Origin of the sequence: Shewanella xiamenensis (genome assembly GCF_024971755.1) — a bacterium.
GTDB classification, from domain to species: domain Bacteria; phylum Pseudomonadota; class Gammaproteobacteria; order Enterobacterales; family Shewanellaceae; genus Shewanella; species Shewanella xiamenensis.
In genome coordinates this window covers 757,250-772,414 of record NZ_CP079718.1, presented here as the reverse complement: position 1 = coordinate 772,414, position 15,165 = coordinate 757,250, and the positions used below count along the sequence as shown (strand labels likewise).

Sequence of the window (15,165 nt, the reverse complement as noted above, 5' to 3'; positions counted from 1 at the left end):
AGCCCTCTAACGCTTTCAAGGAGCCTGATATGTCAACAAAAGCGATGCACACTAAAACTGAACCTAACAACTCAATAGACCAACCTATAAACCAGTGGCCGCAAACTGCCGAAGAGGTCCTCGCCTCTGCCGCCAATATCATTGCCGAACGCTATGTGAAGAAAGATGCTTATACCAACCCTCAGGCCACTAAGGATTTTTTAACTTACAAACTCGGCGGTTATGAGCGGGAGGTGTTTGCGGTGATGCTGCTCGATAATCAACATCAATTACTTGAATTTAAAGAGCTGTTCTTTGGCACCTTAGATGCTGCCAGTGTTTATCCACGAGAAGTGGTTAAGGCTGTGTTGGCCGTTAATGCGGCGGCTGTCATCTTTGCCCACAACCATCCATCCGGCGAGTCTGAACCTTCGGCTGCAGATAAAAACATCACTAAACGGTTAACCGATGCACTGGCGCTGATTGACGTGCAGGTGCTTGACCATATTGTGGTGGGTCGTACACCGGTGTCCTTTGCTGAACGCGGCTTACTCTAGTCCCGCCGTCACACCGCTTTTCATCCTTATCAAGGAGTCCACCATGATTGAATTTACCGACAGCTTTTCACAGGCCTGTGTCGCCGAGGCCTGCGCCGCTTTTCCTGAGCTGCGTAACCGTTTGGCGGTTGAACTGATTTTGCCAATGTTTGTGCGGCCGCTTAATGCCATGGGCCAAGTGATTGGCAAGCCAATTGTGGCACCGAATCCAAAGCTGCATAAAACCGTATTAAGTGTGTTTCACCGTGATGTGGTTGAACACTTACCCAAGGAGATTGCCTTCTGCCGCTATGTTTGCCCCTGTGACAGTTATGGAGTCCCTACTGGTGAATGGCAACGGGTGATTAACGGTGTGTACTTTAACCATGGCAGCAACGAGAAGCCTAATTGGAGTGTGCATACCTAAAGACCGTATAGCCCGATAACGATCACTCCTTACATTTCACCCTTCTAACCATAGAGGTTCCTATGACAACCCTAAAGCTTTTCGATATTGAGCACGCCTGGGGTCTGCCCCGTAAAGTATCTCCCCGCTTTGGTGCGAGACTGATTTTGCGTGGTATGCATTTGGATTATCTCAATGACAGAGCAAGTTTTGTCGGTGAGTTTTCTCCTGAAGTACGCAAACGCTTCAATCACGCTTTCCCAAAATTAGTTAAACAACTTGAGCGATTAGTCGTCACCGGTGAGATAGATGCAAGAGAGCAGCACAGCGTCACCATTGAGTACGATGACTTTACCTGTGAGGCCGATACCTTAGGCAGCCATGGTTATTTGTATATTGCTGTCTATCAATCCGCAGACAAACCACTACCCACATTAACACTAGCCCCTTCGATAACCTTGTAACACCAAAGCGCATCCTGATACCTCATCACACTCCATCAGACTCGTTTCACTCAATCTTTACCCCACCAGCAAACATAGCAAGAGCCCAGGAGTTGTAGCTCCTAGGCTCTTGCGTGTGCGCGTAAATCAAAGAAGGAATATCCCATGACATTAACCATCAAGCGTAACCAACAGCCAGCGATACCAGATCGTTTTTACCAAGTGATTGAAAAGGAACTGGCTAACGTCGATCCAAAAGATGCCAATGCGATCACGCTCAATTTTAGAGATCCAGATTACAGCGCCGAAGATGGTGGCTTTCATCCTGTCGAAGTCCGGCTTGAGAAACAGCAAGAGCACTGGCGTTTAGTCTACGTCACCGACTTTGCTTTTCGCGGTCATCCCTTCCCTGAACTCGTCAAAGACATCGATATCTGCTTTAACAGTAAGCAGGTCTATAGCTTGTTTAGTGGCTGGATTGGCGAGCGGGAATGCAGAGCATTAATCGATTTATTTACCCAAAACTTTGCCACTTATTTCGATATGGGCGTTTACAAGGTGAAGGTCAGTTTGGATTAAACCACTTAGCCAAATGAAGTTCCCAGAATCCTAAAACGGGAACACTCAAACCCTTGCCCCATGCGGCTCTCAACAACGCATGTGCCCAAAAACACGCTATAGCAAAAAAGAGGAACATGACCATGCCTGAAGTTCAAGCCGTTAAAGATCAAGACACCGTTAAGCTTATCAGCTACCTACTGGAAAGACAGTTTAGCCAGCAACTGGCCGATGTGTGGAATATCGGCCTTAATCTCGCCCTGCGGATCTCCGACTTACTCTCGATTAAGTTCAGCGATATCCAGGGCGATAGGCTCATCATTAAGGAATCCAAAACCGGCAAAATCGCCAATATCAAGCTCAACTCAAAAACGATGGAACGGATACAGCGAATTGCGCGTGAGCATCCGAATCACATTTACCTGTTTCAGTCTTACCGCAATCAACGAGCGAAAAACATCAAACCCGCGCCTTTGTCACGCCGCTATATTTGCCGCGCCCTAGCGATGATTGGTGAAGAGCTCAAAATTGCCTTAGGCACCCATTCAATGCGCAAGACCCGAGGTTATCTGCTGTATCAACAAACCAAAGATATTGGCCGAGTGATGAAAATGCTCAGACACAGCGCCGAAGAAACAACCCTCCGGTATATCGGTATTGAGCAGGACGATATCGATAAGGACTTTGTCGAGCTAGAAATCTAACCCGCGCTTATCGCTTACTCGATAGCGCCTCATTTACAATCCTCACACAGCCAACGGACTATCAACGCGAACACCTGCAACTAACCTCAGTCTGCATGTCGTAATGGCGCGTCACAATGATGCCCCCTGGCTAAGGAAACATTTATGCAAGCATTACAACCTGGCGATCACCTCGTTACCAATATCGACGTTCTCGGCTTAACCGAACACCATGGCCTCTATGTGGGCAATGGAAATGTTATTCACTTATCTAAACAGGGCATGATTGAAGAAATCGACCTGCAGCGATTTGCTGGTGGCCATAAGATCAGAGTGAAAAAGTCCAGCCTGTTTCCCCATCAAGCTATTGAGCTTGCACGCAGTCAACTGGGTTATACCTCATACGGCGTTGCTACGAACAATTGTGAGCAGTTCGTCAACGAATGCTTAGAAAGAACCAGCACCTCCAATCAAGTCAGTAATCTCACTCACGTTGCCCTGCAAGGCTCTGCCAGAGCAGGCTTACTGGGAAGTACTGCTTCAAAGCTGGCCACGGGAACCGTCGCAAACGTCGTGTTAGCCTCTACCGCAGTAAAAATGACTGGCGAATACCTAGGGCTACCCGATAACCTCAACACGCTCCTAGGGACGCCAGGGGATCTTGTTGCTAAGCCTGCCGAATGCCTACTAAAAGGCACCACGCAAACCCTGGGTGAGAGTTATGATTGCTTAAGCCAAGGTGAGATAGCCGATGCAGGGATCAAACTCGTCACAGGCAGTTTAGAAACCGGCTTAAACACCATGCTGATGACAGCAGAAGTGGGCATCAATGGCGTAAAAGCCGGTGCAGAGCTAATAGCCGATGCATGGCACTGGCTAAGGTCATAAGTATTGAAGTCAACTCTTTAACAACGAAGCGGCCCTCAAGCCGCTATCGTTGACACACTTAAGGACCAATACAGCTCAGGTCCCACAGCTAAGCACCTTTATTTTTTAGCTTAAACCTTAAGAAGCTAACTCTGTCACCACGCTTAAATACGACTACAACCGAATGAACGTGTTTTATCGCCATAATGCTTAGTCTCTAGCTTGGCAAAATAGCTCAAGCGGAAGAAAGCACTCGCAAAGGTTTGAGGATAATTCGGTGCATTACGATTGAGATAGTAAACAGGTGTATCCTCAGGGAAATGGACTAAATGCCGAGTACTGTAATCATCTAATCCCAAGGCACTGGCCCAGGCTTCAACAATCTTAGTACTCAGGTTTTGTCCACTTCGATTGTAATTACCGAGATGGTTATAGGCATCGTTATTGAGGAAGATAGCGATATGGTAATGGTCTGTATCGGCATCAGCTCGCTCCCTTGCCCAAATATAACGCAGAGTACAAGGATGCACCCGCTTACCCTCACGGCCCTTGATAAGCCTATCATGCTGGATTTTAGCACTCAGAGATTTAAAGAATTTGCTGATTACCGTTGAATCATAAACTATAGGTGAGTCACGAAAATTGAGCTGTGGTAGATGCAAATCAAACCGCACCATAAAGGTACGAGGGTGCTCAGTCAGAGCAGCTTGTAAGGTCTGTAGAATGGCGCTTAAGTATTCAGCGCTGAGTGGCCTAGGATAAACATTGAGGCCTTGGTATTGGCCATTGCTGATGACGGTAAGGTTAGTGTTTGAGGTGTGACGTGAGTACATATTGATATCCCATATTGGTTAAGTTACATAACGTATGGGGTTTGTGTAATTTATAACTCAAAAGACAAACAGTGATTGATATCACTTGTAAAAGTTAGCTCATCTATGGATGACAGCTAACTCTGTATGTTCATGGGAGGTAGTGTTAGAGATACTGATGAAGGAATACTATTGAGTAGTAGGTATGACTACAGACTAATAGTATTAACAAACAGGCAATCGCAATAACTGAAATCCCCGTCAATCATTGAGCGGTAGATCGGGCGAGCAAGGGCGATGGGATCTCACATCGCTCGACAATTAAACGACCATTTAGTCACAACCGAAGCGCATTTTGTGAACTTTGATTTCATTGACCTTTACAATATTTGGAGAATTCACCAAATTCCATCCTTGGTAAGCCAAGATCTGATCACCCAGCGCCATGCTATCTTTGACCTTAGCTGAGGTAGGTAACCATAGTTGCAAGACAAAAGTGGTAAACTCACGCTCCTCTCTACTCTGCTGTTCACTGCTTACATCATCGCCTACCAGAGCTTCAGTTTGCTCACTTTTCTTCTCAACCTTTGCAAGCTTTATCGTTCGGGTTGAATGCATAAAATGTCCAGGCAACCACCCAACAAAATTTGGAAATAGCTTATATTCACGAACGAATAATCTTAGAAATGGTGCAAACTCAGCAATTTTAAACATCAACTCATCCGTTAGAGCTTTGAGGACAAAATCAATCAAATGAGCAGTATCGTTTTCAGTTGGTTGCTGAACATTACAATCGTTCGAATGTAGGCCTTTGGCTGAAATGACTAAACTTTCGGGCATGCACAAACCATATTCCAAGGCCGATCTGATAAACCGTTGTAGTGTTTCATTCTTCAAAATGTCATGAGAAGTATCAAGCACCTTCTCATGCGATAACCCTAACAGCACCGTAGATACGCATAGATGGTGAATGTAAACGCGTAGTCTGGGATCAAGAAAACCTTTAGCCATAGCTAAATACGACTTGTCATCGAGAACACTATTTTGCAATGGGATCTGCTGCTGTTTCTTTTGTTGCTGGAACTTACTATTGAAGCTGATAACCTCCCTTAAAAAGTTAAATTCCTGCAAATGGTTTTGCTGTACAGGCACGCCAAAATTTACGCAATTTAAGGCTGCACTGCGGAGTTCGAGCTTATACATTGTGGGTAAAGCCACAAAAAAATCACTGTTTTTAACTTCTTTGGCTACCAAAGAGATTGCACCAGCTTTCACCAAAAAGTTCCAATTTTGTTCCAATTGCTTGTCCGATAAACCCGACCATTTTTTTAAAGTTTCAGTCGAATATCCAATGGCATAGCCAGCCTTATTAGCCAATAACACTAAACATGCCCATTGCAAGCGAATGCCTTGCCTAGGCAACTTCAGGTCCGTAGCAAACAGCACATCTCTTAACTCTTCTTGGAAGTCACAAGTAGCGAGTGTGTTTTTACAGCGCCGATACCCTTCACTGGTCAATTGAAAGTGGAAACGTGAGCGTGGCTTATCGGGTGAAGGACTCACATCAAGGTTTGGGAATTTTAACATATACCCTTCTTGCACTAAATAGTGCAAGCCAGCTGCGATAGTTCTCTTTGGCATTTTGAACAATTTACTTAAATCCTGAATGTCACCACCAATAAAAAGACCGCCTTGTAAGGTGGACCATTGGAGCAGCAACAATCTAGTTTCAGGCGGTGCATCCGTCATTGATTCAAGTACGTTCACTATTAATGTCCTTTGTATTCCATACGTGTTTACCAATAATACACATTATTGCTAAGAAAACCCTAGTATAATTGGTCACAAACAATTAATGTCGTTACTTGTAACGTTACATTGTAACGTCGTAAAAATTTCTAATATTTTTAAATATGCAAAAACGGAAAATTAGATGATTCTAATGCATGGTGATGTAATAAAGCTTTTCAGTTTTCTGAATTCTGAGACTCCAGACAGTATCAAATGGATCAGAGAGCATCTGTATAAGAAAGGGTTCTATATTCCATCTGAATATATCGACACCAATACCATCGTCCGTTCACTCGCAGATCAAATGGTACAGCGAGGCTACACATTAGAATCAACAACAGTCATTGCAAAAACGATGGGGGGGACCTGGAGAACAAAAAAATGTAGAAAGAATTCGAAGGGTAAAGTCTCCTTCACTGTGACAATCGACAGTGCTACTTTTAATAAATTGGAAAAAATCAGTAAAAACAGTAAAAAATCTGAATTCATCTCGGAAATGATACAGGAATGGAACCCGTCATTGATTAAAAATGAATTAGTCAAAACAAGTAGTAAGAAGCAAAAAATCAATAGAACCATAGAGGATAAAGACATTGTTTTTCAAAAAGAACTAGCTCTTCAAAAAAAGCAGGCCTCAAGCAAGAAACAAGCCCAACAAAGCGGGGCAAAGCCAGCTGGTGAGAATGTCATTGACTTCGAACATGAAAAAAAATCGAGAGAGAAAGGTTTAAAAAATGATCATGGAAACAAAAATAAATTTGCTGCTTCCGACATTATCGACGGGCACGAAGATTTAGATCAGCAAACCAAAGACAAAATAGAGGACAGCACTCCTACAGCTCACGAACACCTCAATGCTAACCCAACGGCCACAACAAATACAATTAGTCAAATAAACAAAGAGTTGCTGTCAAACAGAACCAAGCAAGGTGAGTTAATAGAACCAGAAGTCTTAAATGAGCACAAAGACACTATGAAATGCGACAGAGCATCATCTCTGCCATCGATGAAGCAAAGTGAAACGACTCTTCCGGCTGAAGACCACAAGGTTATAGGCAATAGTGAGCAAAGTAACACGATTAAAAATTCGCCTGAACATGACAGTGTCGCCCATCCACACAACATAACTGATACCGCGACTGTCAAGGAACAAATCCCAATATCAAACGACATGCCTGAAGGCGAAGAACCTCATTCATCAGTCATTAAAGACCAACCCAGAGCTAACCGTAGTGTACCAATAGTTAAATCCGTTAATAAGGCTGGTATCGTTAACGCTAATTATAGCAAATTACCCCTAGAGATCAAAAATAGACGAAAACGCGAATTAAATTCAAGATATCCAGTGATTTGGATCATTCAGAATCATCATGAAACAAAAGAAAAAGATCTCATTGTGAGTACCGTTTGCGTGCTCAATGAGGCTGGTAGCATTGAATTATTAGATTTATATCTATCTGATAATATAGAAAATAATCATAGTTTGGCACACATACTCAACGACTTTAAAAAACGTGGGGTTAAAGAGATCCTAACTATCTGTTCAGATACTAGCCATAAGGATTCTATAGCTGCGCTGAAAACCCTATATCCTCAAACAGAGCTACAACTATGTATCTTAGGAAAAATTAGAAACTCGACTGAATCGGTACTACTCGAAGACCAAAAAAACTTTAATGATGATTTACTAAAAATCAAGATGGCACAGAGCATAACTGAAGCAGAATTAGTGTTATCTGAAGTAAGAGTTATTTGGGGAGACAAATATCCCGATGTGATAAATTCTTGGTACAAAGAATGGGAATATTTTGCTAAATACTTCACGTATCCTGTGGCTATACGTGAAACCATTTACACAATGAAAGCAGTTGAACTAATGAAAAAACTCCTCAAAAATACGAGTGAGTTTAACAAAAATGAGTCCGCACAAAGCTTAATCACTCGACTTTACGAAAACATATTTACCAAGATAGAACGCTGGGGGACTCCATTTGTAATGTTGGACGACATTAAGCCACTTTTGCACCATCACTTCGAAGAGCGTCTAAAAGGCCTCACCTGAACAAACTGACGCATTCTGTTGAAGTGTCTTCTATAGAATTCCAACTGGTGGGTATATCGGTGGGTATCAATGCGAATTACCACAAAATAAAACATGCTATCCATTGTTAAATAATGGTTTTATTACAAATAAAAATATTCAGATCCAGAACGTCGAATAATCTCCTCATTCCTTCAGCAATCTGCTTTTAATGCCCTACTCTTAGGGCATTGAAAGCATCTTTGTAGTTTCATTTATTATCAAATACTTAATATTCGATGAGCCTTAGATGATACGCAAAGAATGGTAAATTCAATACGCTACAAAGTTCCAAAAAAATACTAATTAGATAAAACGTCGACTCGTCTTCATCAGCCTCTACCCCCTACTCCTTTGGGAATAATTCAGGCAATTTAATGTGACAGCCGCAGCAAATCCTGACTAAATTAGTCAAGATTTATTGCATCACAATAAAGCTGTAAATAATATGCATGTAAATTATTTGTGCTTTGGAGTGTTGCAATGTCATCAACTAGCTTTTCGTCAGCGTCTCACGTTGAACAACCATCAGCCCCTTTATCCCCATGGCTTGAGCGTAAAGTAGGCGAGCTGGTCGCGGAGGATTTTCGCCGCGCCCATGTGTTTAGCCAATTTGGTATCGATTTCTGCTGTGGCGGTGGTCGAGCACTGATCAGTGCCTGTGAGCGAGCGCAAGCCGACCCAAATAAAGTCGCCGCCGCATTAGAGTACATGACATATTCAGGTGCTAAAGAAGATGAACTTAATCAACTACCACTTGAGCAACTAATTGATTATATTGAGCGTACACACCACCAATATGTCCGCGCTAAAGCACCGTTATTGCTGGAATACTCAGAAAAGATGGTACGCGCCCATGGCGAGCATTATGCTGAAATTGTTCCATTTGCAGGTTGGGTTCGTGCGTTGATAGAAGATTTAATGCCGCATTTGATGAAGGAAGAAAATATCCTCTTTCCTGCGATTCGGGCGATGAGTCAAGGCGAGCAAGTGCAGGGTTGTTTTGGTCATATAGGTAACCCTATCAATGCAATGCAACACGAGCACGAAGAAGCAGGATTGATTTTACAAAAGCTACATGAGTTAACCAACGACTTTACGCCTCCCGAATATGCCTGTACTACTTGGCGGGTTTGTTATGCAACGCTCGCAGAATTTGAGGCAGACCTGCATAGACACATTCATTTAGAAAACAACATTCTCTTCCCTAAGGCGCTGCAACTCGCCTAATAAACAAGATTGATTAACCACCAAGGTCAGCACAACTGCTGGCCTTTGTGATTTTGGCGTGTTACAAAAAGTGGTGTGCCTTGCAAGGATAAGCCGCCATGACATACCCAACATTCGCACTCGATGATATTGCTTCTCTACACGAATCAGCCCAAGTAGAATTTAAACTCGCAAGAGGCCGTGATGGTCAAGGTCAATTACCTGAAGATATTTGGGCAACCTATAGCTCCTTCGCCAACACCTTAGGCGGAGAGATTATTCTTGGGGTACGCGAAGATCGTGGCCATTTCACCATTGAAGGCATCCCTAATCCGCTACCCGTATTACAGGAATTTTGGGAAATCCTCGATGACCCTAGCCGGATAAGCTGTAATATTTTAGCGATATCTGATGTGCAGCTGATTGAAATTATGAATAAAAAGCTGATAAGGATTCGCGTGCCACTCGCGCCAGAGCACCTAAAGCCAGTATTTATAGGCACCGATGCTTATATGGGGACTTATTTTCGGGTTGGAGATGCCGACATGCATGCCAGCCGGAGACAGGTTACACAAATGCTACGCCGCGCCCATCACTGCAATAAGCTGATAAAGGCGCGGTAGTGCTTTTTCTAAAAACCAGCGAGTAAATAGCCTCCCATGGCGGCAATTGCCACGCCAGATACGCGCATTAAGCTGCGTTGCCCAGTGACGCGCTGCATGCCTAGCCCTAGCATAACGCCACCTAAATGGATAACCGCAGTACCAAATAAGAAACCAAAGGCGTAAAGAACTGGGCTGGCAAGTTCAGGCATTTCCATGCCGTGGGCATGACCGTGGAAAATCGCAAACACGCCGACAAATGCCATAGCAAACAACAGCGGTAATTGGCGGTCAAAGGCAATCGCTAACCCAAGCAACAGTACTGACAAAGCAATGCCAATTTCAACAAAGGGCACCGGAATGGCATAAAGCCCCAGTATTCCACCAACCAACATAAAACACACAAAGGCTAAGGGCACAGTCCAAATCGCGCGACCACCGAGCTGCGTACTGAGCATGCCCACACTTAACATGGCAAGGAGATGGTCAAAACCTAAAACGGGATGATTAAAGCCCGCCATAAAACCACCACCGGAGTGGATTTCGTGCGCCGACGCAGGGGCTATAAACGATAGACTCAAGAGGAGCAACAGACATAAACGCACCATAGCAGTTCCTTGTTAGTGAGGGCGTAACAACTGAGTTAAACAAATGCTAATACTCTACGGCAAAACGATATGCCAATCCTTGATCCCTATCACTTTAAATAGGCTGCTATTCTTTTAAGGCAATAACATTTCCTGTAATGAATCGAGAGTGGCAATCTCCATATGGGGTAAGAGTGCAGCAATCGGTAACGATGCCACACGGCCAAAACTGGGATTTAACCAGACAGACTGACATCCCGCTAAACGCGCACCGCGAACATCGGCATTCATACTATCGCCAACGTGCAGCAGTTGATCTAAGCCGATATCTAACCTTTCACAGGCCTGTGAAAACATATCTTTAGCAGGCTTCATCCTTACACCACTACCAGGATGCAGCACAAATTCAAACACATTACTTAAGCCGATACGCTGTGCGTCCACATTACCATTAGTGATGCCAATCAGCCTAAAATGGACCGATAAACGCGTGAGCAGCGCCAAGACGTCGTCTGAAACCTGAAAATGGCTTCGATGAAAATAAAAACAAGCTAAACCTTCCTGCGCGCCACGTTTTGCCTCAGGCTCACTATAACCGAGCAGTAAAAGGCCTTTATGCAGAGTCGCAATTCGCGCCGCCGAGGTGTCATGGGCGAGGGCCGGATTTTGCTGTAGTAGTTGTAACTTGAGCAGTCGCCATTGCTGCGGTTGCCAAGCTTGAGTCAGCGGATAAGCCTGATGCAAAAACTGCATTAACTCAGCTTCGGCATTGAGAATGTGGGGTTCGTTATCGTATAGGGTATCGTCGAGATCGAAGCTAATCGCACGAATATTCTGGGGTCTAAGATAACAACGCATTATTTATCCTGTTGTTTTTTCGCTCTAGGATGGGCGTTATCATACACCTTAGCTAAGTGTTGGAAATCTAAACTGGTATAAATTTGCGTGGTCGACAGGTTTTCGTGGCCTAATAATTCCTGCACCGCCCGTAAATCGGCACTGGATTCCAGCATATGTGTGGCAAAAGAATGGCGCAGCTTATGGGGATGCACCCGCATAGAAAGTGCCTGTTCCTGCCCCCATTTGCTCATGCGCGCCTGAATGCTGCGATGGGATAAACGCTTGCCCTTTTCGGTGACAAATAATGCGTTATCTTCACAGGGGATTTGCCTGCGGCACTCAAGCCAAGCGCCTAAGGCATCAATAGCATAACGACCAACGGGGACGATACGCTCCTTGTTGCCCTTACCTAATACCCGCACTTCACGCTGATCATATTGCACACTGGATAAATCGAGCGCTGCGAGTTCTGCTAAACGTAACCCGCTGGAATAGCATAGCTCCATAATGGCTTTATCACGCAGTGTTAGCGGATCATTGCCTTCAATCTCAAGTAAATGTGTGAGGGAATCGACATCGATATTTTTCGGTAAAGGCTTAGCTTGCTTGGGCGCACTCAGTCCCTTAGCAGGATTGAGTTCTATCACGCCTGCGCGCAGTAAAAACTCTCCCCACTGTTTTACTGCCGATAACCATAATGACAGCGAGCGCGGACTCAGTCCCTTGCGGTGCAACTTAGCAAGCACTTGTTGCCAATGCTCACGCCCAACATTAAGCAGATCAACACCTTCGGGCAGTAACTCGCTTCCCCGCTGCAACTCGTACATATAATTGCGAACCGTATGCGCCGATAACTGACGTTCAGACTGCATATAGGTTTCAAATTGCTGTAAATAGGAGTGACAACGCGCGGGCATATCATTAGCTGGCGAGTTCATATTGGACTCCTCATCGGGGCTTAGAGTTTGGCGAGCATATGTGCCAGCAATCGCCGAAGTTGCTCGAGCAGCATATTGTCCATATCGGGATGAAAATGGGTGGCATCGTGGCTGGCAACTGCAAAAATGACAGGAATATCATCAGCTAATTTAACTAATGCCACCGAGCCGACCTCACTGCCAAATAAGCGTTTCGCCTCTTGTTGTGTCAGACGACCAAAATAGTAATTCTTGCGTAAACGCTGCGCCCAAATCGCCTTCATCTCAATATCGGCCTCTAACACACTGATAAGACGCACATGGGTAAAATTAAACTGCGCCTTTAAATTATCAGCCAGCACTTCTTTAAGGGATTCTAAGTTAACGCAATTGAGTAGCTTAAAAGACAGTTCAGTATTAAATCGGAATATCTTTTCATTACGTGCAGCCATGGCCAGTAAACTGGTGATTTCTTCTTCGAGTTGCCCAACCCGCAGGCGCAACAACTCTTGACGTCGTTCGACTAAGGAAATAGCACCACGCTCCAAATGGGGTAAACGCATCGCCAATAACAGCTCGGGATACCGATTAAAAAAGTCAGGATTATCGAGTAGATATTCGCGAATAATCAACTCATCAAAGGGAAGATTGGTCTGCGGCATCAAAGGCTCGGTCATAACTGAATTTGTCCATCATAAACGTGCTGCGCTGGGCCCGTCATCCACAGCGGTTTGCCTTCACCTTCCCAATTGATGGTTAAGCTGCCGCCCGGTAAATCCACTTGTACTTGTTGATCGAGTTTACCTTGAATTTGTCCGACTACCACGGCAGCACAAGCACCTGTGCCGCAGGCTAAAGTCTCAGCCGCACCACGTTCGTAAACTCTAAGCTTGATATGACCCGAGTTCACCACCTGCATAAAACCAACGTTTACCCCGCGCGGGAATCGCTCATGCTTGGTGAGTAGCGCCCCGATTTCGGCAACATTAGCGCTGGCAACATCTTCCACATCGAGCACGCAATGGGGATTGCCCATGGAGGCCGCGCCACACAAAAAGGTTTGTTGCGGTGTTTGCAGTAGATAGGTTTTTTCGGCCTTTTTGGCTTTAAAGGGGATTTGGCTAGGTTCGAGCACGGGCACGCCCATATTCACAGTGACAGTACCATCGCGCTCAAGGCGCAGAGTCATCTTACCCGCAGAGGTACTTACACGAATTTTATTCTTATTCGTCAGCCCTTTATTACGGACAAAGCGCGCAAAGCAACGGGCACCATTGCCGCAGTTTTCGACCTCACCACCGTCGGCATTAAAGATGCGATAGTGAAAGTCGAGGTCGGGATCATAGGGTGGCTCAACTAGCAAGAGTTGGTCGAAACCGATGCCAAAGTTACGGTCAGCTAAACGGCGGATCTGCTCAGGCGAAAAGAACACGTTCTGCGTGACACCATCGACCACCATAAAATCGTTGCCAAGTCCGTGCATCTTAGTGAATTGGATCAAGATACTTATCCTTTAAGCCTAGGCGCCGCGATAACTAGCCAAGCGCCTGAATCAATATAATTTTCTAGTTTACGGCAGGAGCTGCTCACCTTGCCAGAGCTGCGCTAATTTTTCTCGCTCTCGCACCAGATAAGCCTTATCGCCATCCACCATGACCTCGGCCGCACGCGGACGAGTATTATAGTTCGACGCCATGGCAAAACCGTAAGCACCACTGGAGCGCACAACCAGTAAATCCCCCGCCGCAATCGCGAGTTGTCTGTCCTTACCTAAAAAGTCACCGGTTTCGCACACTGGCCCTACAATATCAAATACTTGCGTATCTTCATCCCGTGGATTCACCGGAATGATATTTTGCCATGCACTATAGAGTGCGGGCCGAATTAAGTCGTTCATCGCGCCATCAACAATCGCAAAACGCTTATCGCTGTTTTCTTTAAGATACAGCACCTGAGTCACGAAAATCCCCGCATTGGCAGCAATCGCACGGCCCGGTTCGAAAATCAGTTTGAGCTTGCGATGACCTAAACGCTTGAGCAGTGCAGCGGCGTACACATCAGGATGCGGTGGCGTTTCATCATCATAGGTCACCCCTAAACCGCCACCGACATCAAAGTGCTCAATCACTATCCCTTGCTCGGCTAGGCGGTCAATGAGCGATAGCATTCTGTCCATTGCATCGAGAAACGGCTGAATTTCAGTGAGCTGTGAGCCGATATGGCAATCAACCCCTTTTACCTGCAAATGCGGCAGCGCATGGGCGCGAGCAAATACAACTTCGGCCTCATCCATGGCGATACCGAATTTATTTTCTTTAAGACCCGTCGAAATATAAGGATGCGTACCGGCATCGACATCGGGATTCACCCGCAGTGACACTGGAGCAACTTTACCTAAGCGGCCGGCAACATCGTTAAGTTGTTCAAGCTCAGCGCTCGATTCAACGTTAAAGCAGTAGATACCAAGATTTAATGCCTGCTCCATTTCGGCAACGGTTTTACCCACGCCCGAAAACACCACTTTGGCAGGGTCACCACCGGCTTCAATCACCCGCGCTAACTCGCCGCCCGAGACAATATCAAAACCACTACCTAAACGAGCCAATACGTTCAGTACGGCTAAGTTCGAGTTGGCTTTCACCGCGTAACACACTATATGTGGATGGTCGGCAACTGCATTATTAAAGGCATGCCAGTGACGCTCGAGCGTCGCACGGGAATAGATATACAGTGGCGTGCCATACTGCTGGGCTAAATCATTGACCCGACAGCCTTCTGCGTACAGGGTATTATCTTGGTAGAGAAAGTGATCCAATGTCCGATTCCTTACTGCGCTTTGTAGTAATTATGCTGAT

17 protein-coding genes are annotated in these 15,165 nt (G+C 45.2%); 9 read left to right on the top strand and 8 right to left on the bottom strand.

Going from position 1 to position 15,165, the window contains the following annotated elements; all coding sequences use genetic code 11:
- The first annotated feature begins 29 nt into the window (after nt 1-29).
- From radC to KXJ80_RS04455, 6 genes are all read left to right on the top strand, one after another.
- Nucleotides 30-536 (top strand): RadC family protein, encoded by a 507-nt coding sequence (radC, locus tag KXJ80_RS04480; RefSeq protein ID WP_256929835.1) that lies wholly within the window; start codon nt 30-32, stop codon nt 534-536.
- Between the two features lie 43 nt (nt 537-579).
- Nucleotides 580-942, top strand: a complete 363-nt coding sequence (locus KXJ80_RS04475; protein ID WP_218678248.1) for a hypothetical protein — start codon at nt 580-582, stop codon at nt 940-942.
- A gap of 62 nt (nt 943-1,004) precedes the next feature.
- Complete coding sequence (locus KXJ80_RS04470; protein WP_218678247.1) at nt 1,005-1,385, top strand: type IV toxin-antitoxin system YeeU family antitoxin; 381 nt, start codon at nt 1,005-1,007, stop codon at nt 1,383-1,385.
- A 144-nt stretch (nt 1,386-1,529) separates the two neighbouring features.
- Entirely contained in the window at nt 1,530-1,943 is a 414-nt protein-coding gene (locus KXJ80_RS04465) for a DUF2787 domain-containing protein (RefSeq protein ID WP_218678246.1), read from the top strand.
- Between the two features lie 122 nt (nt 1,944-2,065).
- Entirely contained in the window at nt 2,066-2,626 is a 561-nt protein-coding gene (locus KXJ80_RS04460) for a tyrosine-type recombinase/integrase (RefSeq protein ID WP_218678245.1), read from the top strand.
- A gap of 144 nt (nt 2,627-2,770) precedes the next feature.
- On the top strand, nt 2,771-3,493 hold the full coding sequence (locus tag KXJ80_RS04455) for a lecithin retinol acyltransferase family protein (RefSeq protein ID WP_218678244.1): 723 nt from the start codon (nt 2,771-2,773) through the stop codon (nt 3,491-3,493).
- 143 nt (nt 3,494-3,636) lie between these two features.
- On the opposite strand, the gene KXJ80_RS04450 is transcribed toward KXJ80_RS04455, so the two are convergent.
- A complete protein-coding gene (locus KXJ80_RS04450; RefSeq protein WP_218678243.1) occupies nt 3,637-4,305 on the bottom strand; it encodes an inovirus Gp2 family protein in 669 nt (222 codons plus the stop codon).
- 312 nt (nt 4,306-4,617) lie between these two features.
- A complete protein-coding gene (locus KXJ80_RS04445) occupies nt 4,618-6,051 on the bottom strand; it encodes a hypothetical protein (protein WP_218678242.1) in 1,434 nt (477 codons plus the stop codon).
- Nucleotides 6,052-6,217: 166 nt separating this feature from the next.
- Between KXJ80_RS04445 and KXJ80_RS04440 the strand changes: the two genes are divergently transcribed.
- The 3 genes from KXJ80_RS04440 to KXJ80_RS04430 all read left to right on the top strand — a co-directional run bounded on the left by KXJ80_RS04440 (nt 6,218) and on the right by KXJ80_RS04430 (nt 9,987).
- A complete protein-coding gene (locus KXJ80_RS04440; protein ID WP_218678241.1) occupies nt 6,218-8,137 on the top strand; it encodes a transposase in 1,920 nt (639 codons plus the stop codon).
- Between the two features lie 501 nt (nt 8,138-8,638).
- Nucleotides 8,639-9,385: an iron-sulfur cluster repair di-iron protein gene (gene ric / locus KXJ80_RS04435; RefSeq protein ID WP_099457349.1), complete on the top strand. Its 747-nt coding sequence runs from the start codon at nt 8,639-8,641 to the stop codon at nt 9,383-9,385.
- Nucleotides 9,386-9,483: 98 nt separating this feature from the next.
- A complete protein-coding gene (locus KXJ80_RS04430) occupies nt 9,484-9,987 on the top strand; it encodes an AlbA family DNA-binding domain-containing protein (RefSeq protein WP_099457348.1) in 504 nt (167 codons plus the stop codon).
- Between the two features lie 8 nt (nt 9,988-9,995).
- Here KXJ80_RS04430 and KXJ80_RS04425 read toward each other — a convergent pair whose 3' ends face one another.
- The 6 genes from KXJ80_RS04425 to lysA all read right to left on the bottom strand — a co-directional run bounded on the left by KXJ80_RS04425 (nt 9,996) and on the right by lysA (nt 15,125).
- Nucleotides 9,996-10,574, bottom strand: a complete 579-nt coding sequence (locus KXJ80_RS04425) for a HupE/UreJ family protein (RefSeq protein ID WP_099457347.1) — start codon at nt 10,572-10,574, stop codon at nt 9,996-9,998.
- Nucleotides 10,575-10,688: 114 nt separating this feature from the next.
- Nucleotides 10,689-11,411, bottom strand: a complete 723-nt coding sequence (locus tag KXJ80_RS04420) for an HAD-IA family hydrolase (RefSeq protein WP_099457346.1) — start codon at nt 11,409-11,411, stop codon at nt 10,689-10,691.
- The gene (xerC, locus tag KXJ80_RS04415) at nt 11,411-12,310 is read right to left on the bottom strand and encodes a tyrosine recombinase XerC (protein WP_161808790.1); all 900 of its coding nucleotides are present in this window, start codon (nt 12,308-12,310) and stop codon (nt 11,411-11,413) included. The genes KXJ80_RS04420 and xerC overlap by 1 nt, the downstream gene beginning before the upstream one ends.
- A gap of 41 nt (nt 12,311-12,351) precedes the next feature.
- A complete protein-coding gene (locus KXJ80_RS04410) occupies nt 12,352-12,987 on the bottom strand; it encodes a DUF484 family protein (protein ID WP_037430216.1) in 636 nt (211 codons plus the stop codon).
- Nucleotides 12,984-13,811 carry a diaminopimelate epimerase gene (dapF, locus tag KXJ80_RS04405; protein ID WP_069454111.1) on the bottom strand — a complete coding sequence of 276 codons (828 nt, stop codon included), beginning with the start codon at nt 13,809-13,811 and terminating at the stop codon, nt 12,984-12,986. The genes KXJ80_RS04410 and dapF overlap by 4 nt, the downstream gene beginning before the upstream one ends.
- A 69-nt stretch (nt 13,812-13,880) precedes the next feature.
- On the bottom strand, nt 13,881-15,125 hold the full coding sequence (gene lysA, locus KXJ80_RS04400) for a diaminopimelate decarboxylase (RefSeq protein WP_099457344.1): 1,245 nt from the start codon (nt 15,123-15,125) through the stop codon (nt 13,881-13,883).
- Nucleotides 15,126-15,165 lie beyond the last annotated feature (40 nt).